Origin of the sequence: Algoriphagus sp. Y33 (genome assembly GCF_014838715.1) — a bacterium.
In the GTDB taxonomy this organism is placed as follows: Bacteria; Bacteroidota; Bacteroidia; order Cytophagales; family Cyclobacteriaceae; genus Algoriphagus.
The window spans coordinates 2995526-3022223 of the sequence record NZ_CP061947.1; the positions used below are offsets into that span (position 1 = coordinate 2995526).

The 26698-nt window shown below is 38.8% G+C and carries 22 protein-coding genes; 3 read left to right on the forward strand and 19 right to left on the reverse strand.

All coding sequences use genetic code 11. The features are described from left to right. Positions 1-265 precede the first annotated feature (265 nt). A complete protein-coding gene (locus tag ID165_RS12075) occupies positions 266-1429 on the forward strand; it encodes a glycosyltransferase family 1 protein (protein WP_192350912.1) in 1164 nt (387 codons plus the stop codon). Between the two features lies 1 nt (position 1430). Here ID165_RS12075 and ID165_RS12080 read toward each other — a convergent pair whose 3' ends face one another. Next, positions 1431-1592 carry a hypothetical protein gene (locus tag ID165_RS12080; protein WP_192350914.1) on the reverse strand — a complete coding sequence of 54 codons (162 nt, stop codon included), beginning with the start codon at positions 1590-1592 and terminating at the stop codon, positions 1431-1433. Between the two features lie 292 nt (positions 1593-1884). Beyond that, a complete protein-coding gene (locus tag ID165_RS12085; RefSeq protein ID WP_192350916.1) occupies positions 1885-2685 on the reverse strand; it encodes an FkbM family methyltransferase in 801 nt (266 codons plus the stop codon). A gap of 171 nt (positions 2686-2856) precedes the next feature. Between ID165_RS12085 and ID165_RS12090 the strand changes: the two genes are divergently transcribed. Beyond that, positions 2857-3750 carry a glycosyltransferase gene (locus ID165_RS12090; protein ID WP_192350917.1) on the forward strand — a complete coding sequence of 298 codons (894 nt, stop codon included), beginning with the start codon at positions 2857-2859 and terminating at the stop codon, positions 3748-3750. Between the two features lie 43 nt (positions 3751-3793). Here ID165_RS12090 and ID165_RS12095 read toward each other — a convergent pair whose 3' ends face one another. From ID165_RS12095 to ID165_RS12130, 8 genes are all read right to left on the reverse strand, one after another. Continuing rightward, the gene (locus ID165_RS12095) at positions 3794-6124 is read right to left on the reverse strand and encodes a glycosyltransferase (RefSeq protein ID WP_192350919.1); all 2331 of its coding nucleotides are present in this window, start codon (positions 6122-6124) and stop codon (positions 3794-3796) included. Positions 6125-6160: 36 nt separating this feature from the next. Beyond that, on the reverse strand, positions 6161-7969 hold the full coding sequence (locus tag ID165_RS12100; RefSeq protein WP_192350921.1) for a glycosyltransferase: 1809 nt from the start codon (positions 7967-7969) through the stop codon (positions 6161-6163). A 379-nt stretch (positions 7970-8348) separates the two neighbouring features. Continuing rightward, complete coding sequence (locus ID165_RS12105; protein WP_192350922.1) at positions 8349-10178, reverse strand: ABC transporter ATP-binding protein; 1830 nt, start codon at positions 10176-10178, stop codon at positions 8349-8351. Positions 10179-10215: 37 nt separating this feature from the next. Further along, positions 10216-11211 (reverse strand): glycosyltransferase family 2 protein, encoded by a 996-nt coding sequence (locus tag ID165_RS12110; protein ID WP_192350924.1) that lies wholly within the window; start codon positions 11209-11211, stop codon positions 10216-10218. A gap of 338 nt (positions 11212-11549) precedes the next feature. Then, on the reverse strand, positions 11550-12647 hold the full coding sequence (locus ID165_RS12115) for a glycosyltransferase (RefSeq protein WP_192350927.1): 1098 nt from the start codon (positions 12645-12647) through the stop codon (positions 11550-11552). Continuing rightward, positions 12644-13120: a hypothetical protein gene (locus tag ID165_RS12120; RefSeq protein ID WP_192350928.1), complete on the reverse strand. Its 477-nt coding sequence runs from the start codon at positions 13118-13120 to the stop codon at positions 12644-12646. Before ID165_RS12120 ends, ID165_RS12115 begins: the two co-directional genes overlap by 4 nt. Then, entirely contained in the window at positions 13117-14373 is a 1257-nt protein-coding gene (locus ID165_RS12125; protein WP_192350930.1) for an AAA family ATPase, read from the reverse strand. The genes ID165_RS12120 and ID165_RS12125 overlap by 4 nt, the downstream gene beginning before the upstream one ends. A 1183-nt stretch (positions 14374-15556) precedes the next feature. After that, complete coding sequence (locus ID165_RS12130; protein WP_192350932.1) at positions 15557-16954, reverse strand: glycosyltransferase family 4 protein; 1398 nt, start codon at positions 16952-16954, stop codon at positions 15557-15559. A 117-nt stretch (positions 16955-17071) separates the two neighbouring features. Here ID165_RS12130 and ID165_RS12135 point away from each other — a divergent pair, with 117 nt between their 5' ends. Continuing rightward, positions 17072-17842, forward strand: a complete 771-nt coding sequence (locus ID165_RS12135; RefSeq protein ID WP_192350934.1) for a methyltransferase domain-containing protein — start codon at positions 17072-17074, stop codon at positions 17840-17842. Positions 17843-17860: 18 nt separating this feature from the next. Here the strand turns inward: ID165_RS12135 and ID165_RS12140 are convergent, their stop codons facing one another. From ID165_RS12140 to ID165_RS12180, 9 genes are all read right to left on the reverse strand, one after another. Then, on the reverse strand, positions 17861-18748 hold the full coding sequence (locus ID165_RS12140; protein WP_225587106.1) for a glycosyltransferase family 2 protein: 888 nt from the start codon (positions 18746-18748) through the stop codon (positions 17861-17863). A 115-nt stretch (positions 18749-18863) separates the two neighbouring features. After that, on the reverse strand, positions 18864-19715 hold the full coding sequence (locus tag ID165_RS12145; RefSeq protein ID WP_192350938.1) for a glycosyltransferase family A protein: 852 nt from the start codon (positions 19713-19715) through the stop codon (positions 18864-18866). Continuing rightward, positions 19708-20745 carry a glycosyltransferase gene (locus tag ID165_RS12150; protein WP_192350940.1) on the reverse strand — a complete coding sequence of 346 codons (1038 nt, stop codon included), beginning with the start codon at positions 20743-20745 and terminating at the stop codon, positions 19708-19710. Before ID165_RS12150 ends, ID165_RS12145 begins: the two co-directional genes overlap by 8 nt. Next, entirely contained in the window at positions 20691-21668 is a 978-nt protein-coding gene (locus ID165_RS12155; RefSeq protein WP_192350942.1) for a glycosyl transferase, read from the reverse strand. The genes ID165_RS12150 and ID165_RS12155 overlap by 55 nt, the downstream gene beginning before the upstream one ends. A 2-nt stretch (positions 21669-21670) precedes the next feature. Next, positions 21671-22729 carry a glycosyltransferase family 2 protein gene (locus tag ID165_RS12160; protein ID WP_370539751.1) on the reverse strand — a complete coding sequence of 353 codons (1059 nt, stop codon included), beginning with the start codon at positions 22727-22729 and terminating at the stop codon, positions 21671-21673. Further along, on the reverse strand, positions 22716-23828 hold the full coding sequence (locus ID165_RS12165; RefSeq protein ID WP_192350946.1) for a glycosyltransferase: 1113 nt from the start codon (positions 23826-23828) through the stop codon (positions 22716-22718). Before ID165_RS12165 ends, ID165_RS12160 begins: the two co-directional genes overlap by 14 nt. Then, positions 23816-24418 carry a methyltransferase domain-containing protein gene (locus ID165_RS12170; RefSeq protein ID WP_192350948.1) on the reverse strand — a complete coding sequence of 201 codons (603 nt, stop codon included), beginning with the start codon at positions 24416-24418 and terminating at the stop codon, positions 23816-23818. The genes ID165_RS12165 and ID165_RS12170 overlap by 13 nt, the downstream gene beginning before the upstream one ends. Before the next feature lie 95 nt (positions 24419-24513). Beyond that, positions 24514-25428, reverse strand: coding sequence for a bifunctional 2-polyprenyl-6-hydroxyphenol methylase/3-demethylubiquinol 3-O-methyltransferase UbiG (locus ID165_RS12175; RefSeq protein WP_192350950.1), 915 nt, complete (start codon positions 25426-25428; stop codon positions 24514-24516). Next, positions 25428-26666, reverse strand: a complete 1239-nt coding sequence (locus ID165_RS12180) for a polysaccharide ABC transporter ATP-binding protein (RefSeq protein ID WP_192350960.1) — start codon at positions 26664-26666, stop codon at positions 25428-25430. Before ID165_RS12180 ends, ID165_RS12175 begins: the two co-directional genes overlap by 1 nt. Positions 26667-26698 lie beyond the last annotated feature (32 nt).

Consider the following 26698-nt stretch of genomic DNA (forward strand, 5'->3'; position numbering starts at 1 on the left):
CATATTCTTTTGCCAAAAGGGCAAATTTATTTTAAAGTTGTAAACCTATCCATTTAGGACTACCTTAGCCCCTCCTCCGCAAGAAGAAAACCCCATTAAGCCTGTATAGCAAGTTCCCACACTTCAACACACACCGTACAATGTCCCTTAAAACCGGGATATCAACTCGATACTTATGACACTTTTTTCATTTGTGGCAATATTCCTGTAGCGTTATTGCCCATGCCGTCGTTTATTACACTTGAAGACTAAACCAACCACCTTTATGAGAATCGGATTTGATGCTAAACGTGCATTCAAAAACTTTACAGGACTTGGCAATTACAGCAGGTTTATTTTAAAGTCATTGAGTCAAAATTTCCCTTCCAACGATTACCTTCTCTTCACCCCTGAGGTCCGAAGAGAGGCCACGGAAATATCGCTGGCCTGTAACAACGCAAATCAAAAAACCATAACACCCAATGACCTCTGGAAGCTCCCCGGCGTCTCAGGGGCATGGAGGAGTATTTTTCAAGGTATAAAACATTCAGAAAGCCATCTGGATATATTCCATGGACTGAGTAATGAGATTCCACTGTTCAAAAACAAATCGACCAAGTACGTGGTGACTGTACACGATCTCCTCTTCTGCAGGTATCCGGAACTTTTCAATCCCATCGATGTACAAATCTACAAACTGAAAATGGGAAGGTCTTGCAGAACTGCAGATCAGGTAATAGCGGTAAGTGAGCAAACAAAAAAAGACCTAATCACCTATTTCGGAATAGATCCCAACAAGATAAAAGTGGTATATCAGGGTGTGCATGAAATCTTCAATCAAGAGGTCAGTCTAGACAAAAGCCTCCACGTAAAGCAAAAATACAATCTCCCTGACCGTTACCTATTATTTGTCAGCACGATAGATAAGCGAAAAAACGTACAGTTGATCCTAGAAGCACTCAAAGAGCGGAGAGACTGGGATTGCCCTTTGGTCGTAATAGGCAGACCTACTGCCTATCTGTCGAATCTAAAAAACTACATTCACGAGCATCGATTAGAGAATAAAGTAAGTTTTCTACACGACGTATCCTTTGAAGATCTCCCCACAATATACAAGATGGCTCATGTGTTTATCTACCCATCCTACTTTGAAGGCTTTGGTATCCCTATTATAGAAGCTCAGCGCATGGGAGTTCCGGTCATCACAAGTACCGGGTCATGTTTCCGTGAAGCTGGCGGCAACGGAGCTTTATATGGGCGACCGGACGCCCCTGCCGACTTGATCGCCCATATTGACCTACTCAACGACGAATCCCAGCGGGAAGCTCTTATCCAGAAAGGACATATGAATATCAAGCGTTTTGATCAGAAAATTATTTCCAGGCAAATGATGGAAATCTATGAGGAAGTGATGGAGGTTTCTTCCCTGAGACCCGCATTGGCACATTGAGTCATTCAAATTCATTGATTTTGTTCTTTTTGCAACAAGCCATAAATGAGTACATCCCGGCAGCTCTCTCCGATGCCTGGTGTGATTCTGCGAACAAAAATGCTTCCCCCCCCGCCGCAAGGGGACATACCGCACTTTCTATCAGATTATTGTCTATCTCCATCTGGCCTCGGAATTTGTTCGCACTGAGTCCCGCCCATCTGGGCAGTATGTATCAATGGTTGTTCCCATAGGACTCTTGGCATAAAGGAAATAATATTGTTATTTCTCAGTTGAAACGACATTATAAAAAAAGCTGGAACAGCTTTTCGGCTTCCCATCTTTCTTTTGTATTCCTGAAGTAAATGATGACGTCAATTTCCGTTCTCGGACCACGATGAAATATTTTAAAAAGTCAAGTCCTTCTCTTATGCTATGTTTTTTTTTGAAAATAGAAGTCATTGTGAAGATTTATGTTATTTGTAGCAAAAAACAGTGATAGCCATATCAAACCTTTCACATATGAGTGAATCGTCTACAAAAGGTCGTCGACGTGTAGAAGATTCTTTCAAGTGGTATCGAAAACCCGCTGTTTCTATCATCTCCAGGAGTATATGAAGCGTCTGAGGTTTATTGATATCGTTATGATATTCGAAGAAAATGTGCGAAGCATTCCCAAGTAGCTTTTGGCAAGATTCTAATACTTCGTACTCAGCCCCTTCTATGTCTATTTTCAGGAAATCCACTTTATCTGTTAGCCAGTCCGCTAAGGGGACTGCATTGACTTTGGTAATAGACTCATTGGTGTCCTGATAGATATGGTCAATAGTTCCGCCCATTCCCCCATCCGAATGAAAAGTCAGTTCGGCTTCTTCCGTCCAGACGGCTTTTCGGTGGAGAGTCACATTGCTTAAGTTGAAATTTCGGACATTTTCCTGTAAGATTTCGAAAATGGTCTCATCAGGCTCAAAAGCAATGATCTGATGATTGGGGTAATGCAGGGAGAAATATAGCACGCTCAGTCCCATATTGGCTCCGCAATCCAAAATGACTCCATTTTCGGATATTGCGGGGTTGAATTTATACAGTTCATCCTGAAAGAGCTCCTTGTAGGTGACAGCAAAACTTGCGGCGTGATGAAATCGGAAAGGATTACCAAAAATTGTGGTGGATCCTGAAACATCCTGGGGCAATTGTTGGATCCTTTCCAACTCCTTTGAAACGGATTTCACTTGTTGGTTCTTATTTTTGCTCTGAAACAGGAAGTTAAATTTCATGAAAGGTAAATTGTGGGTGCAAACTTCCCGCTTCCCGCAGGATGGGTAAATGTATCCAGAGTAGAGCATACAACAAAACAAATCCATAAATTGAAGGCCAGAAAATAATGTGCTTAATTGCTATTTCCACCTTCGCAAATACTTCTATCTATACCATAAAACGAAAGTATAATGATTTCAATTATTATCTGTTCAGCAAATAAACCATATCTGGATGCAGTCAAAGAAAGCATTGCCAAAACTATAGGCTGTGAGTATGAGATTTTATCTTATGAAAACGCTAAAGGTGAGCACGGGATATGTGAAATATATAACCAAGGGGCTGCGGAGGCAAGGTATGATATAGTATGTTTTATGCATGAAGACATAGAATACAAAACTCAGGATTGGGGCAAAATTGTTTTAAGGACTTTTTCTGAAAATCCTTCTCTGGGTTTATTGGGAGTAGCTGGAGGGGATTATAAATCTCTTGCTCCTTCAAGTTGGTTCAACTTTGAAGCTCCAGCAGTATTCCCTGGAAATAAGTATGTAAATCTCATCCAAGGGTTTAAATCTGTTCACAAAGAACCCGTGCTTGAGTTTTGTAATCCAAAAGATCAAAAACTGGCAGAAGTAGCTTGTGTAGATGGCTTATGGATGTGTACTAAAAAATCAATCTCAACCACACTCAAATTTGATGAAATGCTCCTAAAAGGCTTTCATGGCTATGATATAGATTACTCCATTGCCGTTGGGCAGAAATATACTGTTGGAGTCACTTTTGATGTTTTGATCCATCATTTGTCGGAGGGGAAATTCGAAGATCTGTGGCTGTTGGAAATCCTAAAAGTCCATAAAAAATGGAGCAGAATCCTTCCCATAAACAAAGTAGGACTTGATAAAAAGGAGGTAATACGTCTTGAAAAACGCCTATTTAAATTGTTTATGGTTAGGCTTTGCGAAAAAGGTTGGTCAAAAAAAAGGATGATTGATATACTTTGGGCTGCTAGAAAATCCAAAATCATGTCCTTATCCCTATTTTCATCACTCTTACTATTTGTTGCTAAAGTAAAAAAAACAGCGTAGAATGCATTTAACTTGCATATAGAAAGTATCCTGTTACTTTCATTCATTTGTCAAACAAATCTTCATCTATGAATTGATTTTGAGGTGACTCTAACAAATTTCTCAACAGAATGTGAATATTCTTTTTAATGTTAGGGAAACTATACTGTTCTATAGCTCTATGGGAATTCATTGACAAAGTGGTCCATAAATCTTTGGATTCATAAGACATAATTATCTTAGAGGCATATTCTTCTTTGGTATGGGCGATAAGAACGTTTTTTCCATCAATCAAATTCATCCCTTCTGCACCAATATTACTAGTAACTATCGGAAGCTTATACGCCAAACTCTGTCCTATCTTTCCTTTCATACCAGCTCCAAATCGCAACGGGGCAACAAACAGTCTATGGGTATGGAAATAATCTGAAACATCCGGAACATACCCAGGCACTGATACGAGGTTATTTGCCAGAGAAGATATTTCAGAAGTAGGCTTGCTACCGAGCAAAGTTAGTTTTAGGGATGGTAACACTTTCCATACTTCAGGCATGATCTCATTTACAAGCCAGAGCGCTGCATCAATATTTGGCGGATGATCATAAGCTCCAATAAATAGAATTCCTTCTCGCCTATCAAATGGAAATCCAGAAGAGATATCTATAGGATCATGAATATTGGGAACTACAGACACATTTAATATTCCTTCTTTTTCCAGCAGTACCTTTTCGTCCCATGTTACAGTCAGAGTCAGGTCGGCAGCTTCTGCGATCTCCAGTTCATCCTTTTTCACCCTTTCAGCTTCAGCCATCAAATTCTCATCACCTGATTGCTGTGATTGCCTCTGCAGTCTGAGATGATGCAAATCGATAGTGTCATAAACCCATTTTGCATTGGGGAATTTCTTGAAGAGCCATCTAAACCCCATGTTCATTTCCGGTCTGCTGATCCAGATAAGATCACACTTTTCAAGCGTTGCATTCAACTCTCTGATCATAGCCGGCCTATTGGGATATCGATAAAGAACTTCAACCCCCATTTTTACCATATCAGTAAAATACGGTTCTGTCCTATTAGCATCATCCGGAATAAAAGTAACATGGTATTCCAGCTCCCTCAGCATTCTAATCAACTGATAGGCCCTAAACGAACCAGAATTCTTGTCATGAGCAGGTATGATATTGTCTACAAACAAAAGTCTTTTAGGTGGTAAAAATTTACGGCTATCTTCTGACACATCACCTTTAGGCTGGTGAATTTCAAGTAATTCATTTTGCCACTTCTCCTGAAATTTTTCGCGGTTTACCTCCTGATAAGCTTTTACCGAATTCTTTTTGATAATTTTGCCCGATGTGATTCCTTCAAAATGGATTACCTCAGATAGAGGCTGATACATCACTTTCATTTTAAGCACATTTCTCACTGCAAAACATAGATCAGTATCTTCATAATATGCAGGAGTATAACGTTGATCAAATTTGCCAAGTTGGTTAAAATCACATTTTCTTATCATAATGCTTGCTCCTGAGCAATAATCGACTGCCCGGATGTAATTGTATCTCGGTCTATCAGGCAGATCATTTCTCCCATAATTGGCTCCACCGGCATTTTTATAAATAATACCTCCTGCTTCCTGGAGCAACCCATGCGCATAAATCAATTTACTTCCTACACAGCCGACTCTCTCATCCTCAAAAAGCTCCAGCATAGGTTGCAGCCAATTGGCCGTTACCTGAGTATCATTATTTAAAAAATACAAATACTTCCCTCTTGCAAGGCTAGAAGCTTCATTGCAATTCAAAAGGAAACCCTTGTTTTTTTTGTTTCGGACATAAACTATTCCAGCAACATTCTTAGTAAGAAAAATCGGCGTCTCATCGGTGGAACAATCGTCCACTACTATAATTTCAAGCTTTACTCCATCAGGCAAATTGTCTTCTAGCGATTTTAGACAATTGAACGTATAAGATAACTGATTATATACTGGGATGATTATAGATACATCCGGACTATCAACTTTGGGAAATCCTATCTTTTGACGCATTAATTCATTCTTGCCCAACTGTGGAAGGGTTGTGGGTGAAACAAAAAATCTATATCCTAAAAGAGTAAGGATAAATTCCTGTATTTTAATGGAAAATATGGAATAAGAATCCCGGGAAAAGAAAACAGAGCGTGTAGACTGAATTGGTTTTATCAGTTCGTTTAGAATAGTCTTCTTAAGCGTAGCAAGTCCTACAAATACTATAATAATCCTTATTAAATAATATAAAATCAGCTTGGGATGCAATCGGAAAACCATACTTTTTCCCGAATCCCTACCTCTATAATATTTATTGTTAATTTTGTAACAGTACCTTTTATTATACTTATCTATCCACTTATGTATCTTCATTATACTTAAATTCTAATGTTCCAAAAAAAACAAATATCAAACTAAACCTTCAAAAATAGTTTGTAATTTTTCCCTAACCCGATCTGGACTATAATTATTTAGCACCTTTCCTGAATTATAGGAAAGGTTCTGCCAAAGCTTCTCATCCTCATAGGCATTGATTATTTGTTGAGCAAATGATTCTTTATCATTTGCAATCAAAACATCTAAACCATGTGTCAATCCTATCCCTTCAGCGCCTATGGAAGTAGTTACAATAGGCAGCTTATATGCCAGACTCTGTCCAATTTTTCCTTTCATGCCTGCACCATATCTCAAAGGGGCCACGAAAAATCTATGGCTGGTGAAATAAGGTTCAACATCTTTGACATATCCTGGCACTTTAACCAGCTCCGATTCTAATGCTTTTACCTCCTTATCAGGAGCATCTCCCAAAAGTGTAACAGAAATTCTGAATTTTTTCCAAACAATTGGCATAATTTCCTCTATTAGCCATTTGACCGCATCTACATTAGGAGGATGATGATATGATCCTATAAACAAAAGTCCTTCCCGGGGAAAGAATCCGGGGAAATTATTATGCTGATGCGTCTCGTGAATATTAGGTATCACAGCAACTTTCTTCACCCCAAGATCTTCCAATATCTTTTTTTCATCCTCTGTGACTGTTAGCGTCAAATCTGCTTTTTGAGCTATTGAAAATTCTAGTTTTTTGAAACGCACTGACTTACGCTTCAACTTTTTACTGTTGGAAAGTTCTGCCTCTCTTGCCAATCGTACAAAATGCAAATCAATGGTATCATAAATCCATTTTATCTGGGGATTTACCTTGAAAATCCACTCAAATTCTACATTTAGTTGAGGACGACAAATCCACGCAAGATCTACTGATGGTAAAAGGTCCCTAAGTTCCTTCATCATCCCTTTGCGGTCAGGAAATACATATAACACCTCGATACCTATACTTATCAGCTCTTCAAGATAAGGAGTAGCAACTTGCCCTTTTCTCGGAACCACTATCACGTGATATCTTAAGCTATTCAAAAGCTTTATTAAGTAAAATGCCCGTAGTGAACCTGAATCCCGATCATACTCAGGAAGACCAATATCTATGAATAGTACATTTTTTGAGTTCAATAGAACACGGGCATTCTGCTCCTTATCCGATGACCTGACTATTAAATCCTCATCCATCCCATCCAATGGTAAAGACACATCAAACATCTCAGCATTTGACTCGACACCATAATTAACTATTTTAGCCTGAGGAATATACAAAATAGACTTTTGAAGCTTTTGGCGAAAACTCAGAGAAAGTTTACAGAATGCTATAGACAATGATGATTGCCTTACATCAAATCCTCCAGAATTATCAAAATCGGATTTTCTGACCAAATTACTGCTTACGGAAGCACATTCAATTTCCCTTTTAAAATTATATTTGGGACGCTCAGGAAAATCCGATTTCCCATAGCTATGAAAATGGAATTCCGAATCCAAAAAAATCCCTGCCTCGTCCAAAAGCCCATCTATAGAAAGCACTTTTCCAGTAACTATTCCTATACGGCGATCTTCGTTAATTTCTGTCAGTAGTGAACTTAACCAATTAGGCTGTAAAAGAAATAATGGATTCAACACTGCAAAAAATTCCCCATGGGCTTTGGCTACAACATAATTTAGGGTTTCCAAGACATTAACCTGTTCGGAACTCTGGATTAAAGTGGCTCCTGTCACATTATCCTTTGTAAACCGGGCTACGTCATCCTTAGCTACATGCAGAATTAGCATCACTTCTACTTTAATCCCAGAACTATTTTCTTCTACGGATTCCAGAAGTCTAACCAACTTATTTAAGTTATCCCTGCACAATATCACCAAGGTAACCTTAGGATTTTCCTGCACAGGGAAACAAAATTTTCTTTCAGAAATCTCCTGATCTGAAAGCTTTGGTAAGCTAAATTTATTTGGATAAAAGCTGTGACCAAACAAACGCATTAATTTACTCTTCCAAGGCAGAGATTTACTATCATGAATCCTAGATGGGGCAAAGATTTGATTTAATAAGCCAAGTACATACAGCCTAAACAACGATGGCCTAAGCAATGGATTAAACACTCTTCCCTCCTTCACATGGCGAGCATACTCTTGGTCAATCAGAAAATGTATTTTTTTTATAAATGAGTTCATCCCTTGGAAAATCGACTCGCTATTGACAACCGCAATTTTATTCTATCTCACTAAACTGCTGCATATTCACCAACCTGCTATAAAGCCCATCCTGTTCAATAAGTTCCTGATGGTTGCCTTGCTCGATGATTTTACCGCCTTCCAGCACGATGATTATATCCGCATTCTGTATTGTACTCAGTCTGTGTGCGATCACCAGCGAGGTTCTGTTTTTCATCAGATTATTCAACGCATCCTGTACAAGCTTTTCGGACTCTGTATCCAAGGCAGAGGTAGCTTCATCCAAGAGCATAATCGGTGGATTTTTCAACACTGCCCTAGCGATACAAATCCGCTGTTTCTGCCCTCCTGAAAGCTTGAGGCCTCTGTCGCCCATATTGGACTGGTAGCCATTCTCCGTCTCCAAAATGAATTCATGGGCATTGGCGATTTTTGCCGCCGCTTCCACCTCTTCCACGCTTGCAGCAGGATTTCCAAAGGCTATGTTATTATAAATGGTATCGTTGAAAAGGATGGATTCCTGATTCACCAGACCCATCATCCCACGGAGCGAATCCATGGTTACTTTCCTGATATCGTGACCATCAATGCTGATCGTTCCCTGCTGGGGTTCAATAAACCGGGGCAGCAAATCCATCAGCGTGGATTTTCCTCCTCCTGATGGTCCTACGAGCGCTACAGTTTTACCTTTGGGGATGACCAGATTTATGTCATCCAACACTGCCCTTCCGGGATAGGAGAATGAAAGATTTGTGATTTCGATCTTTTCCTTAAACCCGGTCAATTCCATTGCATTTGGAACATCTTCGATCTCCGGCTTTTCATCAATCAACTCCAAAACCCGCTCACCCGCGGCCAATCCTGAATGAATTGTACTGAAGGAATTGGTCAGCGCTTTGGCTGGGCGCATTACCTGGCTAAATAATGCGATATAAGCGATAAAGTCGGAAGGCGAAAGCTCAGACTGGTTATTGATGATCAACGAACCTCCATAAAGCACAATTCCGGTCACCATGGTGACACCGAGAAATTCCGACACGGGAGAGCTCAACTGCTGTCGCTTGGCCATCTTCTTTCCGAGCCGGGAATATTTCACATTTTCATTGTGGAATTTATCTTTGATCAGCTCGGTAGCATTGAAGGCCTTAATGATCTTGATCCCCGACAGTGCTTCGTCCAGGTAACTGATCATCACGCCATAAAGATGCTGTGCCTGGGTAGCCTGAGCTTTAAGCCGCTTGACTATTTTCGCAATGAAGAATGCAGATACCGGAATTACCAACAGAGAAAATACCGTCAATTTATAAGAAATGGCAAACAGCATAAATATATAGGCGATTAGCTGTAAGGGTTCCTTGAAAATCACCTGAAGCGTAGCCGTGACGGAAAACTGTACCACCTGGACATCGGAAGAGATCTTGGAAATAATATCTCCTTTACGCTGATTGCTAAAATAGCCCACGTGCAAATTCATGACATTGTCAAACACCCGCTTCCTCAAATTAAGCAAGGTGTGGATCCTCATATTCTCCATCACCCGCTCTGAGAAATACCTAAAAAGATTCCCAAGAAGAACTGACAAAATTATGACTCCACATACCAACTGCAAAGCTCCCAACGGACCGTAATGCAAATTGGCCTGCTGCGCGTAGTAATTTAGGTACCCAAAAACATCCGTCCAGTTTTCCGGCTTTGTTGTGGCAGAAGCCCCGGTACCTTCAGTGTTGAAAAGCGTACTAAGAAGCGGGGCAAGCATCGCAAGATTAAGCGTATTGAATATCACCCCCAGTACAGTGAATACAAGGTAGGGAATGGCAAATTTTTCTATGGGTTTGGCAAATGCCAATAACCTGAAATAAGTCTTCATTAATATATTACAGCAATGGAACTAGTTGGTTTATAATCTATTTTAATCGCACAAAACTACTATCCCTATTCCGGATTGGATCAAAGTATATTTTTTTTACATCATGGAGGCTACAATCAGAATTCTTGGCAGCCATTTGCTGTCTTAGTTTTTCTTTGGAAACCCGGATTTGATCCTTGCTTTTATAGAACGCCATAAGGGACTTTATAATCCAAAATTTCCCGATCAATAGACGTAAAAACACCTCTACAATAATCAATTGACAGTACCAGAGTCTCAGCGGCAGCCCGTCAAGATGAATGGCGTGAAGGATAAATTTGTTTTTGTACACCGCTGCTTGGATCGCTCTTTTGGTCTTCACCCTACGGATGCTCGTAGACACTTCATGAAAGCAAATGGCTTCATGTTCATAGTAGCACTTCCAGCCTAGTCTCCAAGCCCTGAAGCTCAGATCTACGTCTTCACAGTAAAAAGGAGAAAACACTTCATCAAAACCATCAAGTTCCATTAATTTCTCCCTACAAATCAATGCATTTGCCCCTGAAAGGTAGGCTGTGGGGGTTCTTTTGGTCAAATCGTTACTGTAGAAAAATTGGGTTGCCTTGAACTTCAATCCGCTGAAAGCGAGCAACCGTGCAGCATCCTCAATTTTCCTATCCTTATTCATAATCCTTGACATCACCCCAAACGCATCCTGATCTTCAAAATAACGCCAAAGCTTAGAGAAATATTCCCCGGTAAGGGAAACATCTGAATTCAGCAACATGACCAGATCCATTTTAGCGAGCCGGATTCCCCGGTTGCAAGTATAGGAAAACCCACGATTTGAGTCATTCACCAGCAACTTCACCTCCGGATAAGTAGTTCTGACAAAATCCACTGAAGTATCGGCAGAGCAATCGTCCACCACTATTACTTCATACGGCACATGGGCATACCGGATCGCCCGAAGCGTATCGGGGAGGTATTTTTCAAGTAGGGAAACTCCATTGTAATTGGGTATTATGATGGAAACACTCTTCTTGATGGACATAAGGGACAATGTGGAATCGGGACTGATATCGGTAGTTCGCTGGCGCGTTTTCGCAGAAAATGAGACTAGATAAAACTGGAGAAACCTAATCCATCAGCCTATCTTGCTCTAAGCTGATGGAAAGGAATTCAACCGCAAAGTTAACCGTTGGTTTGGTTTTCTATTTCTTATCAGACGCAACCAAAACGTAAACGCTACAGAAGACCCCAAATAATCCCGGGAGGTAAAATGAAAGTTAGTGGTTAAGTGTAGTTGGGAATGTTGCCAAGATTGTCTTTTGTAGTAAAGAGATTTCAGGTTACATGTAACTATTAATTCAACCCGCATTAATCAAAAGACTATTGCAACAGCCCCTTATAAAAATCCCCAAAGCGGGAGGCTAGCTGAGAAACTTTAAAATCGTTGATAATCTGTGCATGGGCTTGTTCCAGGACAGCGGATTTGTGGTATTCTGACAAGCCCGTGATTTCCACTAGGGCTTTGCAAAAAGCCACTTGGTCATCGGGTGCAATACACCAGCCCGTCTGTCCGGAGGTCAGCACCTCAGGTATACCCCCTACTCCAAACGCCACAACGGGAATCCTGCAATACATGGCTTCCAGAATTACCCCAGGCAGTCCCTCAATCCGGGAAGGCATAACCAAGGCTTCTGCTTTTCGCAGGTACTTAAAAATATTGGGCTGGTTTGGAACTAGAAAAACAGACTGTTCTATCCCCAAACGTTGAATATGTTCGCTCATCCGGGATTCTAATGGACCCGAACCCAGAAAAACCAACTGAAGACCGGGGCGGGATTTTAGCACCTCTTTGAAAATCCCAAGCATGCCCAAGGGGTCTTTTTCCTGCACCCACCCGCCGATCTGTATGATATAGGGCGAGGTAAGATTCACATCCATGCCTTCCTCATGCTGCATAAGCTCAATTTCTCCGGGAACTATGCCAATAGGAATGGCTACTGATTTACGCTCTGGAAATCTGAATGTCCGGTGAAAATCCTTTCGGGAAGCTTCGGACACGGAGACTACCGCAGCCACTTGGTTGAGAAGAAATTGGTTGAATTTCTGATGGAAGCTGCTCCGGATAAAGTCCCCCATCTGATTGGCATTTCTATAGACAATGGGAGCTTCCCATCGAAAAAGCATCTTGGAAAACACGGAGAATTTCAGTGTGTCAGCGGCGTTGGCCTGGACGATGTCGGGTTGAAACTGCTTCACTAAGTTGGCAAAATCGCTCCAGCCTTTCACATCAAAAAACCGGTTTGAAGCCGGTCTATTCAGCTTGATCCATTTTCCCCCGAAGGGCAGTTCAGCATCCCCCTCAAAAATACTTACCAGCAACACCTCATTTCCATACCGGCTAAGCTGTTCGCTCAGTTGGGCGGCAAATATCTCCGCTCCCCTACGCTGAGGCTTCTGGATAAGTTGGAGGATGTTCAAATCACTACGATTGTAGCTTGAGCATCTATTCGAAACCCGTATTTCCGAAACATTAGAAGATTTAATTCATGATCTACTTCTTGAAATCTTGGAAATTGCCTATTGCATGCAAAAGCCTTTCGATGCTTAAAGCTACCTCTTCCATGTGTATCAATATATAGTTTGATCGTACTAATTAGCTGAGCTATTGCACCTGTTTTCCAATGTTTATTCTCATCCTTCAATTCAATCAGATAAAGATGTTCACTAGTAGTCAACATACAATCGCAACGCCGTATTCCTAGCAATTCTTCACCTAAAATAACACAACCATCTATCGCTGTTAGGGTCGCAGGCAGGTCTGAGGTATTCTTCACTGTTGCTATCCAGCTTTCCGGATCAGCAAGTGTAGAATAGGCAATTTCCCCATCTTTTATCCCAAACTCTTCTTCCGTCCGGGATGGTTCTTGACACTTCTGTTCATGGAAATTCATGATACTGCCAGTTCTTCGATTTCCAAAAGATCATCTAACATAGTATTCGAATCCCTCAAATATTCATTTAGGAAATTATTCCCAGACACCACGCCTTCTGTAGTCTGTAGTTTTTTGACCGTGCCGTGTATTTCTGAAAATTCATAAAAAGCAAGTTCAGATGGGGCTACACGCTCACTGCTTTCCAAAAGTTGTTTAAGTTTTCTTTTAAGCTCGTCATTATTTGATATTTTCTTAGAAATTTCAAATGCCAAACCAGAAATACTAAACCAATTCAAAATATAAGGGCTATGCGTGGTGATCAGCAATTTGTTGTCCGGCAAATCATTGGCAAATCGAACCAAAGACTTCAACATCTCCCATTGGGAACTTGGAAAAAGATTTTGCTCAGGTTCCTCTACAATATTAATAAAAGCCGATTTGTTAAATTTCTCAGATAGAACTTGGATGGCTGCCCGTTTCTGATCCTCCTTCAATGATTTATTGGAAAAAATCTCCGCAATTGATTTTCGAAACCTATTCAGTTCCTTAGGGCTCATGGGCTCTCCCGCTTCTCCACCATTTATACTCTCCTTTACTTTATTGGAAAGATATCTACTTACCAAAAACATTGGGACAATAGACTGAAACCCCGAAGAAGAGTCTGTCAAACCTATTTTATAGGTGGATGATCTAATATTCATGACATCATTTAACCGATCATAATCCAGATCCACTCCATTTACCGGCAATTTTATAGAAGCTTTCAACTCATGTTTGGCATTTTCAAATTCAGTCAAGAATTCCTTTAGTGACTCTGATGACAGCTTCAGCTCCTTTGGACTCTTCACATAAGCAATAAAATTTCGCTCTGCCGGAACATACATTAACTGAGGCAGTTTATAAGACCCCTCATTTTTAGGCGTTGCGGTAAGTACACTTTGCCTATAAGAAATAGTATAAGCATCACCTTCGTAGTCAATCTCAGTTTGGTCAGAAACATCTCCCGAATCAATCAAATAATCGGAGATTCTATGATAAGGTAAAAATTGGTTGACGAGTTTATTTTTCCTACCCAACCACTTTTCGGTGAAATCTCCTCTAACCAAAGCCTTTTCTATCCAAGAAAACGTAGAATAAAGCTTTGCTATGGTGCTTTTTCCTGAGCCTTGGTTTCCAATAAACACACAAAATTTGGGTATATCCATCCAACCATCTTGTTCAGATAATCCTGATTTAATAGGGCCGAAGTTCTTGACACGAATTCTATCCATAGCTTAAATAGGGCAATAGCGAAGAGAAATCCCCTCGCTTCTTCTAATTATAAAGTATCACAAATCTACTTTAATGTAGGCACAAAGGCTTCAAAAATAACGGAATTCGTATAACTATTGTATTTATTTCGAAATATTGCCAGTCGGATTAGAAGACCCGCCACGGCGAGGGGAGCCCATTACGAAAGACTGATGTAGCCTATACTATTATACACATACAATACGTAACGTATATATCACCACTTTGCGGTTCCAATCAGTCCAAAGTCTTCAGACTTGGACTTTTAATACTGAAGTCTCCCGACTTCTTTCAATTTCTTTTCACGACACAGCAGTCTGAAGACTGCATTAAGTCTAGGCACAAGCCTGAAGACCTTGCGATTGCGCTATATGGTATTTCGGTTTGTGAAGACACAAACCGAGGCGAAAAGTCTCCTGACCCAATTAGTTCAAGTCTTCAGACTTGGACTTTTAATACTGAAGTCTCCCGACTTCTTTCAATTTCTTTTCACGACACAGCAGTCTGATGACTGCAGTAAGTCTAGGCATGAGTCTGAAGACCTTGCGATTGCGCTATATGGTATTTCGGTTTGTGAAGACACAAACCGAGGCGAAAAGTCTCCTGACCCAATTAGTTCAAGTCTTCAGACTTGGACTTTTAATACTGAAGTCTCCCGACTTCTTTCAATTTCTTTTCACGACACAGCAGTCTGATGACTGCAGTAAGTCTAGGCATGAGTCTAAAGACCTTGCGATTGCGCTATATGGTATTTCGGTTTGTGAAGACACAAACCGAGGCGAAAAGTCTCCTGACCCAATTAGTTCAAGTCTTCAGACTTGGACTTTTAATATTGAAGTCTCCCGACTTCTTTCAATTTCTTTTCACGACACAGCAATCTGATGACTGCAGTAAGTCTAGGCATGAGTCTGAATACCTTGTGATTGCGCTATATGGTATTTCGGTTTGTGAAGACACAAACCGAGGCGAAAAGTCTCCTGACCCAATTAGTTCAAGTCTTCAGACTTGGACTTTTAATATTGAAGTCTCCCGACTTCTTTCAATTTCTTTTCACTACACAGCAGTCTGAAGACTGCAGTAAGTCTAGGCACAAAGCCTGAAAACTTGCGCTTGCCCGCAGTGGCGGGGATGTCAGGATTATAGCACAGATTTCCCCTATTCATCTTACCGCTTCGTGGTTCTATGCTGTATGACTGAGTTATAAATCGTGTAAATCCTTGCTTCGTATTCCCTGGCAATTTTATCTACAGCAAACTTCTCTATCGCTACTTTGCGCGCTTTCTCTCCAAGTTTTACCATTATTTCAGAATTATTCATTGCAAAGCACATCTGCTCTGCCAGCGCTTTAGGCTTGCTCACAGGATAGATCAGGGCGGTTTCCTGATGAATAACAGCCTCCAGATTCATGGGGATATCCGAAGCGATAATGGGGACACCGGCCATCATCGCTTCCAGCAGTGCGCCTGAAAACCCTTCGTACAGGGATGGAAAGAGGAAGCAGTCATGTTCGAGCAATAGGTTAGTTGCATTATTGCGAGGGGTTCCTAAAGACGACGCGGCAATCCGGTTACTTTTTGATAAATCTTTATAACTATGGCCAATAGTAGAATCTGACGTGAAGTTGCCCGGAAGGGGACTTTCACTCTCTTTTTTTTCAATACCAGTTTCACCTGATGAGATTGCTTCGCCCCGTCCCTCCGCTCGCAATGACGTGCTATTACTAAATTCCCCTGGTAGTTTTGCTTTATCTTCAAGTGCCAACTTTGAAATAAGGGATTCCAACTCAGCGCGATACGGCCCTTCACCATAAATCGTAAGTGTGCAGTTAGGATAGGTCTGAATTACTTGTGAAAAGGCCTGAATCGCATCTTGGAAGCCCTTTCGCTCCAGAAGGCGGCCGTAGGATAAAAAATGAAATGGCTCTAACTCCTGTTTATTAGTAGTTTTGGTTTGTGAAGACACAAACCGGGGCGAAGAGAGGGATTCTTCCGGATTCTGGGATTGCCGGGCTCGTGCCTCACTCGCAATGAAGGGGACTTCCCTACCCCGGTAAACCACAGAAATCTTCTTTGGATCCAATCCCAAAGTCTTGCTATGCGAATCTGCCAAAGCCCGTGCATTGGCAATCCAATGCATGGGTATTCCGGAAGTCAGACGATCCAGCCAATACACCACTTTGTACTTAAGTCCCTTTTTACCGGTCCAAGCCAAAGGGGCATAACTGTCATTGACCAAAGTTCCAATCAAGGGAACACCGGTAATCACTGAAGCAATACGGGTAATAATATCTGCTCTCCAGAGACAAGAGATTAGGAGATCCGGTTTTTCGGACCGGATGAGTTTTACCAAGCGGGAAACAGCCAGCCAAAAGTGATAGGATTCGGGAATATCCAAAAAAATAAGCCGGATCCCGGCTTTATTGTATGCTGCTTTTAAGTCGTGTCTGGGATAGAAATAGACAAAGGAACTATCCACTTCCGCAGAAAACCGGGAAAGGATTTCCAGATGGCTCCGTTCAGCACCTCCGTTATTAAGAGCATCTTGGGTGAAGAGGAGTTTCAAAGAACAAAGTAGGATTTAAAACGAAGGATAATTGTCTTAATTTTTAAAATCACTGTGGAAGTTATTTTAGAATGTTTATTTTGCTAATCACTTTTTAGGTCTGAAATTACTATAAGAATGTCTTCAAATAAACTTTATAAGGAAAGTTTTTATAAATCCAGAAACTTAAATACTAAAGAATCTGCATTTCAGATTCTTTCCCTGTTATTCAAGTATATAGAGCCGAAATCCATGGTAGATTTTGGCTGTGGCGTGGGAACTTGGGTTAAAACCGGAAAAGAATTAGGAGTACAGGAGAGCTTAGGTATTGAAGGAAACTGGCTTCATAAACGTCATCTCGTGATCGAAGAAAATGATTTTAGGTATGAGGATTTAGCTTCTAAAATTGACCTTCCTAATCAATTTGACTTAGCCATTTCTCTAGAGGTGGCAGAGCATATTGACGAAAAATCCTCTGAAATATTTATTAATAATTTAACCAAAGCTTCCAAAATCGTATTGTTTTCTGCCGCTGTTCCAGGTCAAAGGGGTTCTGGACATGTAAATGAACAATGGCCAGAATATTGGATAGAAAAATTCAAGTCAAGAAATTATGTTGCAATCGATATAATCAGGCCATCTATCTGGAATGAATCCAAAATCAAAAGTTGGTACAAACAAAATACGATTCTTTTTATTCACAAAAATAAAGTTTCAGAGTATCCTTCTCTTATTCCTTTTCTGGATGAGTCTAGAAATATTTGGTCGATAGTTCATCCGGATGTTTTTGTTAGACAAATTCAAATTTCACACCCCAAATTTTCTAACTTTTCTCAACTAATAGGTAGTCTGCCTATAGTCACTTTTCGATCTGCAAAAATATTTTTGAAAAAGCTTATGAGAGATTAGAAAATAATATAAGTATTATCACGAATGCTCAGGATCAAAAACTTTACCTCTTTTCCCACCGATTACATGGAACAGAGCCAATAATTTTAGCTTTAATCTCCTCAATTTCTGATCTTGAAATCTCAATATCGCATACGTAAACTTTGCTTCTCGTATGATCCAAGCCCAGATAATACGTAGATCCTTTCTTGCAATTCCTAGATGTAAATGATTTCTTGTGTTATAATATTGTCTCCAAGGTGGTGTTCCCCCGACAGAACCAGATTTCTCATCTTCTATCATACCATTAGGAATGGTGTAAATCTTAAACCCATTATCTTTTGCTTTCAAGCAAAAATCAAATTCGTATGTACCCATAAAGTATTCTGGATCACAAGTACCGATCTCTTTTATCATTTGAGTTGCTATCAAGCAACCATCAAAAGTAATAAGATCTGTTTCAATTAGGTTTTGAGATACCGGTACGTAACTAGGAACCCGTCTTCCTTTCCAATTTTGCAAAATAGCAGACCCCATAGCATTTAAATTGGCCAACTTGACCATACCTGTTTTTCCATCTCCCAAAATCTCTGAATGTCCCAAAAGTGAATCAAACGAACCTACTATAGGGCGGGAATCATCGTTGAACAACCATACCCAATTTAACCCCGCATCGGAAACAGAATTCATTCCGAGTGCAAACCCACCTGCAGAGGCTATATTCTCTTTCGTATGAAGTATGTTGACTCCTTGAAATTTTTCAGACTGCGAAACGAAGGATAAATTATCTTTTCGGTCATTATTAACAATCCATATATGACTTGCCTCAAGCCCTTGGTTAATAATAGAATTGAGGGTTTTGGCCAATTGTGTATTTCTCTGAAAAGTAACTACTACAACTCCAACTGTCTCCCTAGAAAGTATCATTAAAGAGGCAGCGTTTTACCTTTTATTCCTTGGTGATAATGGTAAAACGCCAAGAACATCATTTTAGCATTTAGATTTCCATAGCCAAATCCATATATGAATCGATACATTAAACTTACTTAATAATTAGTTTATACATCTTTTTGGAAAGCTGAGGAAAATAAGATAGAACGAGCCTTCCCAATGTCATCATTTTAGTTGGTTGTAACTTATATGCTTTCCAAAGATGTTTCCTTGCTTCTGAAAAGTTTTGAAAGCGCATATAATTGACTCCGATTATCTGATGGTAGAGATACTTAGTCTTATGTGTAAGTGTATTTTGATGCTTATCTAAAATAATCAAAAGTGAATCAATCATATTTAGGAGGTTTTTGCTTCCACCACATTCGCTCTTATGATAGATAAGTGATATATCATTCAAATAAGAGGGTTTTATCCTTTCTATCAACACCCTATGGAATAATTCAGTATTTTCTGAAAATCGAAGCCTTGTATCATACCCTCCCGCTTTGGAGAAAACACTCTTGTCTAAGCAAAAAGTACCTGCAAGAAATGTGGAATGTTTACCATTTTCAGGAAGGTTGATTATCCTTTCTGAAGATGTGATCCTTAAATTTCCAGCGATAAATAGTACGCAATCAGGGTGAGCATCTATATGGCTATTAAAATTCAATAAGGCATCTGTATCCAACTCATCATCTGAATCCAAAAAAATCAACCATTTTCCATTCGATTTTTCAACGCCTGAATTCCTAGCTTTACTAACACCAGCATTTTCTTGGTAGTAATACTTGATTCTTTTATCTGACAAATAAAATAATGTCTGCTGATAGGTAAGGTCGGTGCTACCATCATCAATAAAGATAAGTTCCCAATTTTGGTAGGATTGATTTATCACAGATAGGATTGATCTTGAAATCAAATCAGCACCGTTAAAAGCAGGAATAATTATAGAGAACTCACGCATTAAAAATCTGTCGATTCCTCACAAAGGCACTAGTTGTTTTTTTATAGTTTGTGACAAAAGCAGTAAATTTTGAAGTAGTATTAATCCAATTCAACTCATTCTGACTACTTTGAGAGACTACCGAACTAATTCCTGATTTTACTATTCCTTTGAGAACTATAAAAAACTTATTCCATAAATGATTCCTAAACTCAGATTTATTCTGAAAACACTTGAAACTATAGCTTTCCAGTAAAGGAAATGAAGCCGAAATCCCTTTTTTTAATTTAACATAGTACTCCCATTCCAATCTATGTTTTTCAATAAAATGGAAAAATCTCAAACGTTCATCATAATGAAGCTCATACCCTAAAAGTTGAATTGCGTAACATAATTCTACATCTCCACCCGAACTAAGATTCTGACCTTTTCGATCAGTAAGTAAGCTCTCAAATCCTATAGAATTTAATCTGACAAGCGCTTCCTTCCGAAAAAAACAAGCCGCGCCGTAATGATAAGATCCTTTAGGTTGTATTCCTGAAGACTTCCCCAAAGAACCTACAGCATAGGAATGCGAAAATTGATCGAACCAATCAGGCTTAGTTCCATCGATTTTAGGTATTCCAAAAGAGCCCAAAACTCCTATGTTAGAATTAGCAGAAAGGATGTCAGCCCCTATTTGAATGAAATCTGAATTTAACCAATTGTCATCATCACAAAAAAGGATAAATGGGAAATTTGCCGCTTCTATTCCTTTCTTTCTGGCAAAAGACAAGCCCTGCCGCTCTTCTTTTAATAACCGGACTGGCATTTTAGAATCGGATTCAGCAATGTAAGATTCAACCCATAATCCAGTATCATCTGTAGAATTATTGTTCACCACCAAAATCTCATAGGGAAAAGTGGTAAGTTGATTTGTAGCATGGTCGAGTGTTTTTTTTAAACGCTGTTGGCCGTTGAAAGTACAAATGACTATGGAAACGCCTACTTCCATGTTTATCCGAGAAGTTTTAAAACACTTTTCAGTTTCTTTTTCACTTTGGTTTTCCAAGTAATCCTAGGAGTATAAAAAGTCAGTTTTGGTGACAGGGCGTTGAAAAAATCATATTTATTCTCAAGAAGCAATTCTTCATAAGCTTTACCTAGACGCCTGAGTTCCGGTTTGTTGGAATACGCAAATTCTGGTTCGCCAGATCTTCCTGTAATGGAATCGCTTCCTGGCTTAAATCCGCTAAAGTGGAAAAAATGGAGGAACTGATCAGCTTGATTAACCGCAAACTCACCTTGACTATGCAAAAGAACCCGTTCAGAGAAGTTCCACCAAGCCATATTATAACCACGGTGCTTTAAGATATATACCCCTTCAAAAAGTAATGGTGCCAAATCCATCCACTTTTGATCTACGAATATTCCTTTTGGCTTGTCAATGAGACAATGGGTACGTAGACGTTCCTTCCACCATGCAATCAGCTTGTGGCTATCCTCAGAATACTTTAATGCAATAAATCCCAGATTAAACATCCCGTGTCGCAAAGCTACTAGTTCGTCCAACGAGATTTTCTCTGTGACTTCACAGAACATGGGTGTCAATACCACAGAAAACTTCTCTAAAGCCTTAAAAATATGATCCAATGGACGATAAAGTAAAATATCAGGATCGAGATAAATAATTGAATTATCCTGTCCGTAGCGTCTCCATAAAAAGTCGATGTAAAAAGGCTTTACAGCCGTATTAAACTCAATGACATTGTATCGAGAAAGCATGTCATCAAATTCCTCAAAGCCCAATTCCTCAAAGCCCCAAATTTCCATTTCTGCGAATAAAGAATAATCAAAGGAAGAATCTCGGAGGTCTACTAAGCCAATAACAAAACGGCAATCAGGATAAATCTTTATCACCGAATCACCCAACGTCTTAGCTTGAGCTAGATAGTTATTGGAACAAAGTGTAAAGTAAATAGTATGTAAATTCAATTTTAATTTATTAAATGTACTCCTATTTGAGATCGTTGAAGAATATTTCTGTTCAAATAGTGATTAGGCGCAATTCTTAGGGAAATAACATTTGCTGTTTCTTTAATGCTCAATCTGTTTTTAGCTTTTAAGAAAAAGGCTTCAAAATAGCCAAACAATATCCATGAGAATGGGAATTTGTATTTATAACATAAATCTTTCCACCTGATTTTAAAAAGTTTATATTTTCCATGCCTGATCCAGAGCTGAAGAATAAGGTAGTATTTAAATGATACAAACGAATGCCATTCTTCGCATGAGAATTTTTTACCTAAGGATTCAGTAAATATTTCAATTTCCTCTAAAAATTTAATTCTCGCTATCAAAATATTCAAATCTCCTGCAAATGGTGTAGAACGACTTAGAGAAGAAGGGTCCCCATTCCTGATGTATACATCAGGAGGTAAATTGAAAAATTTTTCATACGAATTGGTCCGAATAATTGCTTTTAGATGTAATTCGTAGTCCTGCCAGAATTTTCTAGAAGGAGTTAACCCTGCAAGAGCAACCAAAAACTCCTTTTTATAAATAGCCCCCGAAGTTTGCCACAGTGCGTCCATTCTTAAAAATCTGCTTAAATCAGATTCCCCTAACTCATCTATATTCCATAGAAATTGAGCATCTGATACTTTTTTTTCAAATAAAGCAGTTGGAAATGCCCAAAAATCAAGATTTAAATTTTTATAAACGTGTTCCATTCTTTGGCTTAAGCAATAGAGAGCAAGCACATCATCAGAATCTAAAAAAAAAATGAAATCACCTTTTGACTTTTCTAAAGCAAAATTACGACAAACATTTCCTCCTTTTGGCAAATGACCAGGCCGTTTGAAAATCTGAAATCTAGAGTCTAAGGCTAAAAAATCATTAATGATTTCCCACGAATCATCCGTGCTACTATCATCCACAATGATGCATTCCCAGTTTTTATAAGTCTGAGCAAGTACAGACTCTAAGCATTCTTGGAGATAAGGAGCTTTATTGAAGTTGGGAATTAAAATGGATACTAGCCTAGTCAATTGCAATGCTACTATGAATGATCAAGTTTAACTTCTCATTGTATCCTTTTGGATAGTTGTTTTGCAAAACCAGAGCCTTGCCTCTATTGCCTAATTCAGCTGCCTTAATTCTATTTTGTGCAAGGTTAACTAACAGATCTACCATTCTGTACACATCGCCTTCCTCTACCAAATATCCATTTATTCCATCTTTCACCACATCAGGAATACCTGCATGTTTTGTACTAATCACTGGAAGTCCTGCTGCCATAGCTTCCAATATCGCTACCGGAGTACCTTCCTTATCCCCATTTGTAGCCTTCTTACTATGTTGAATAAAGCATAAAGAGTTACTCATTTCTGTTGCTATCTCTTCAGGAGTTAAAACCCCTGCAAAATGAACATCTTGTATTTTTAAAACCTTGCAAAGGTCATGGCAAACTGACATGAGTTCACCTGTGCCAACAAATTTTAAACTTAAATCAGGGCATTTGTCCTTTGCTTTTTGAAAGGCTAATAAGGTCAGGTATGGTGCCTTTTTCTCTACAAATCTTCCAACAGCCAACACCTGATTACTCTGATAATTAGGTGTAACATCAAAGAACAACTGATTTGGTGAATAAGTAATCTTGAAAAGCTTTTCTTCAGGAGCTCCCAATGCAATCAAATCTGTTTTCATCTCTTCTGATACGACAATAATTGCTTTGGCAATAGTGAACATGCGATAATAAGCATTTTGATATTTTGTCAACACTTCATAAATAGATGCGTCAAATCCATGAAAATGCACAATCAAGGGGATATTAAGTTCTTTTGCAATAGGAGCCAGTTCTGCGCCAGAAGGCCCATAGTTAGCAAAAATTAAATTAATGCGCCGAGACTTGAGGTACCTGATCAGGTAATATTCTTTTAAGGGTCTTTTAATTAATCCGGTTCTTTGCTTAATCAAATCAAATAGTGGTGGAGTCTTGTAGCTTTGAAGATTTTTATCTTCTGATAAATAGGGGAAAAAATCACCAAAACAATGAAAAGTTTCACCCTTCAATCCACTTTTAAGATTTTTGATAAATGTTTCAGAATAAGCATTCAAAGCCGTGGAAGTAAAACAAACTCTTACTTTTTCCATGCCACTGCCCCTATGCTAGTTATCAAGTTCTGCTCACTCGATTCATCTAAAATCCTGTCATTTTTCAATAAATACTTAAAAACAGGCTTTATTATATAAAAGAGCCGTTTTTGATTTACTTTACTCATTTTTCTGCGCTTTAGCCATAGCCCGAGAACTTGAGCCAAAGAAGCATCCCAACCTCCCAGACAAGTAATCTCAATATCTTCAAAACCTACCTTTGTCAATAAATGCCTGAGTCCAAACGGTGTGTATCTATAGAAATCATAGGGAGCCTCATGTGTAGGCCAAATAAATGGAACGGTCAATATCAAAGGGGAACTCTTCTTAAGAATTCTATAGATTTCTCTTAAAGTAATAGATGGATCGGGACAATGCTCTAATACTTCTGTAGCCATTGCAGAGTCATAAACTGCTTCCTCACAAGGAAAAGTAATCCCATCCCAATAAAAATCAGGCTTTACACCTTCTTTGTATTCATACCCACCTATCAAATCAATTCCCGAATAAGAACTTACTTTTGAATTCGACAATATCAAAGACTCATAGGGCTTTTCTCCACATCCAACATCAAGAAAATCTCCTTTCAAAACGCTCTTTCTTGATTCAAGAAATTTAAAAATTGAACGCTTAATATAGAATCTATCAATATTTTCAAAAGTTATTTCTTGGGGGTTAAAATCGATCATATCTTCTCTAAAACAACAAATAAATTCCTTCCCTCTAAAAATCTATTTCTCAACAAATTAGCAATTTTAGGTTTTAATTTTAATGGGATTATCACATATATTAATTTCAAAACACCATATTTAAAATTCAGCTTAAGTAAGTCAAATACCTTGGAATTCCTAAATATATAAATTAACTCATCATAAGACAATTTCTCTGTTTGACAATCAATCAGCTTAAATCCAAATTCCTTACCTACTAATCTAACTGACTCTATGTCCCAGAGTCCCATATGGTGGGGAGGAAGATTTAAGGTATGCAATTTATCATATACATATAAATATGGATTTGAATTAGGTACAGAGAAAATAATCTTGCCCTTTGCTTCTAATAAATCAGATGCTTTTTTAAAAAATAAAGATATATCCCACATATGCTCTAAAACCTGAAATAATGCAATTACATTAAATTTTCCAAAGTCCTTTTTTAAGTTAAAAAAATCTTCATTTACAACTTTTAAGTCATTGGCTCTGGCATTATCTACTTCCACTTGATTAAGCTCCAGGCCTAAAATTTCTACTCCTCTACTTGCTAGTTGGGTGAGGAAGTACGAATTTCCAGAACCAATTTCAAGCCATTTTTCGGATTTATTAGCAAAATTTAAGGCCAATTTATGTTCCCATCTGCTATGGTAATAATTACTTTTATTTACACTCAAAAACTCATAGAATTGTCCATCCCCTACAATTGTAAAAGGATAATAAAATCTATATTTTGTTTTTTGACATTTATAAACTTTTACATTTTCAACATCTCTAAAATACCTATTAACATCCTGATTGAATTGATGTCTATATTGATTAATTATATCTTCAACCCTAAATGAATCCTCGACTTTTAATTTATACTTATTATTAACTGGATTTTGCATTAAACAGACCACTTTCCATTTGCAACATATTTTGCAGCACCTTGCTGCCAATAATAATCTCTCGTTTCCCCCATTACTTCAACTTTGAAAGGACAAACATTTGAGACGGTATCAATCTTTGTTTTTGTAAAATTGTCTGCAAAATGGATTTTTAAAGTATATGATCCTGGATATAATTTCAATTCATTCAATTCTGATTTGACTGTCAATTGATTCCCATCTCTAGTGAACTTCATTTCAGAACCTATATATAATTCATGAATAATAGCATTTTCATATTCGTCAAAAATTTGATATGCTATTGCAGGATTAACTAATCTCAAAGGTAATTCTACGGTAATTTTAATTGACAACATTTTGCCGAATCTATGGACGTTATTTGGCTCGGAGGTCTTTAATTCTACTTTTATAATTCCGGATTTATGATCACTCTCAAAATTTAAACTGTTTTTTCTGCCAGTATTGAGATAAGATTGCACTCCACCATCTGTATCTCCATGGTAAATACAAACACCATTTTCTAATACTATAGATTTATTTGTCAAGGTAGTTACAGCTTGCAAATTATGACTAACAAATAAAACCGTCCTTCCTTGTCCCGCTACATCCTCCATCTTTCCCAAGCATTTCTGCTGAAACTCATAATCCCCTACCGCCAGCACTTCATCGATAATCAAAATCTCCGGCTCCAAATGAGCAGCTACAGAAAATCCCAAACGAACCTTCATTCCGGAAGAATAAAATTTGACCGGCGTGTCGATAAATTTCTCCACACCCGAGAAATCGATAATCTCTTCCAGCTTAGAATCTATCTCTCTGCGGGTCATTCCCAGAATAGTCCCATTCATATAGATATTCTCCCGACCGGACAGCTCCGGGTGAAATCCGGTTCCTACTTCCAAGAGTGAAGCCACACGGCCATATATTTCGATCTTACCGGAAGTTGGCTCGGTAATCTGAGACAGTATTTTGAGTAAAGTAGATTTCCCTGCTCCGTTCTTGCCAATAATTCCCAATACCTCTCCCTCTTTTACTTCAAAATTGATATCCTTTAATGCCCAGAACACAGAATCGTCCTCGGTACCAAATCGATTCATTTCGCGAAGTCGCTTTAAATTCTGCCAAGGGAATTTAATCAAATTTGCCACTTGGCCAGCTAATGTTTTAGCTTGGTTCTCTTTTAATCCTAAACGATAGCGTTTTGAGAGGTTTTCTACTTTTATTACTGTCTTAGACATGAAAGTTAATTATCCGACAAATCTGATAGCCG

Excerpts from the sequence above, each read along its gene's own strand:
- ID165_RS12075 (WP_192350912.1), top strand. The coding sequence starts at position 266 with ATGAGAATCGGATTTGATGCTAAACGTGCATTCAAAAACTTTACAGGA.
- ID165_RS12080 (WP_192350914.1), bottom strand. The coding sequence starts at position 1,592 with ATGGAGATAGACAATAATCTGATAGAAAGTGCGGTATGTCCCCTTGCG.
- ID165_RS12085 (WP_192350916.1), bottom strand. The coding sequence starts at position 2,685 with ATGAAATTTAACTTCCTGTTTCAGAGCAAAAATAAGAACCAACAAGTG.
- ID165_RS12090 (WP_192350917.1), top strand. The coding sequence starts at position 2,857 with ATGATTTCAATTATTATCTGTTCAGCAAATAAACCATATCTGGATGCA.
- ID165_RS12095 (WP_192350919.1), bottom strand. The coding sequence starts at position 6,124 with ATGAAGATACATAAGTGGATAGATAAGTATAATAAAAGGTACTGTTAC.
- ID165_RS12105 (WP_192350922.1), bottom strand. The coding sequence starts at position 10,178 with ATGAAGACTTATTTCAGGTTATTGGCATTTGCCAAACCCATAGAAAAA.
- ID165_RS12110 (WP_192350924.1), bottom strand. The coding sequence starts at position 11,211 with ATGTCCATCAAGAAGAGTGTTTCCATCATAATACCCAATTACAATGGA.
- ID165_RS12120 (WP_192350928.1), bottom strand. The coding sequence starts at position 13,120 with ATGAATTTCCATGAACAGAAGTGTCAAGAACCATCCCGGACGGAAGAA.
- ID165_RS12125 (WP_192350930.1), bottom strand. The coding sequence starts at position 14,373 with ATGGATAGAATTCGTGTCAAGAACTTCGGCCCTATTAAATCAGGATTA.
- ID165_RS12135 (WP_192350934.1), top strand. The coding sequence starts at position 17,072 with ATGTCTTCAAATAAACTTTATAAGGAAAGTTTTTATAAATCCAGAAAC.
- ID165_RS12140 (WP_225587106.1), bottom strand. The coding sequence starts at position 18,748 with ATGATACTTTCTAGGGAGACAGTTGGAGTTGTAGTAGTTACTTTTCAG.
- ID165_RS12145 (WP_192350938.1), bottom strand. The coding sequence starts at position 19,715 with ATGCGTGAGTTCTCTATAATTATTCCTGCTTTTAACGGTGCTGATTTG.
- ID165_RS12165 (WP_192350946.1), bottom strand. The coding sequence starts at position 23,828 with ATGGAAAAAGTAAGAGTTTGTTTTACTTCCACGGCTTTGAATGCTTAT.
- ID165_RS12175 (WP_192350950.1), bottom strand. The coding sequence starts at position 25,428 with ATGCAAAATCCAGTTAATAATAAGTATAAATTAAAAGTCGAGGATTCA.
- ID165_RS12180 (WP_192350960.1), bottom strand. The coding sequence starts at position 26,666 with ATGTCTAAGACAGTAATAAAAGTAGAAAACCTCTCAAAACGCTATCGT.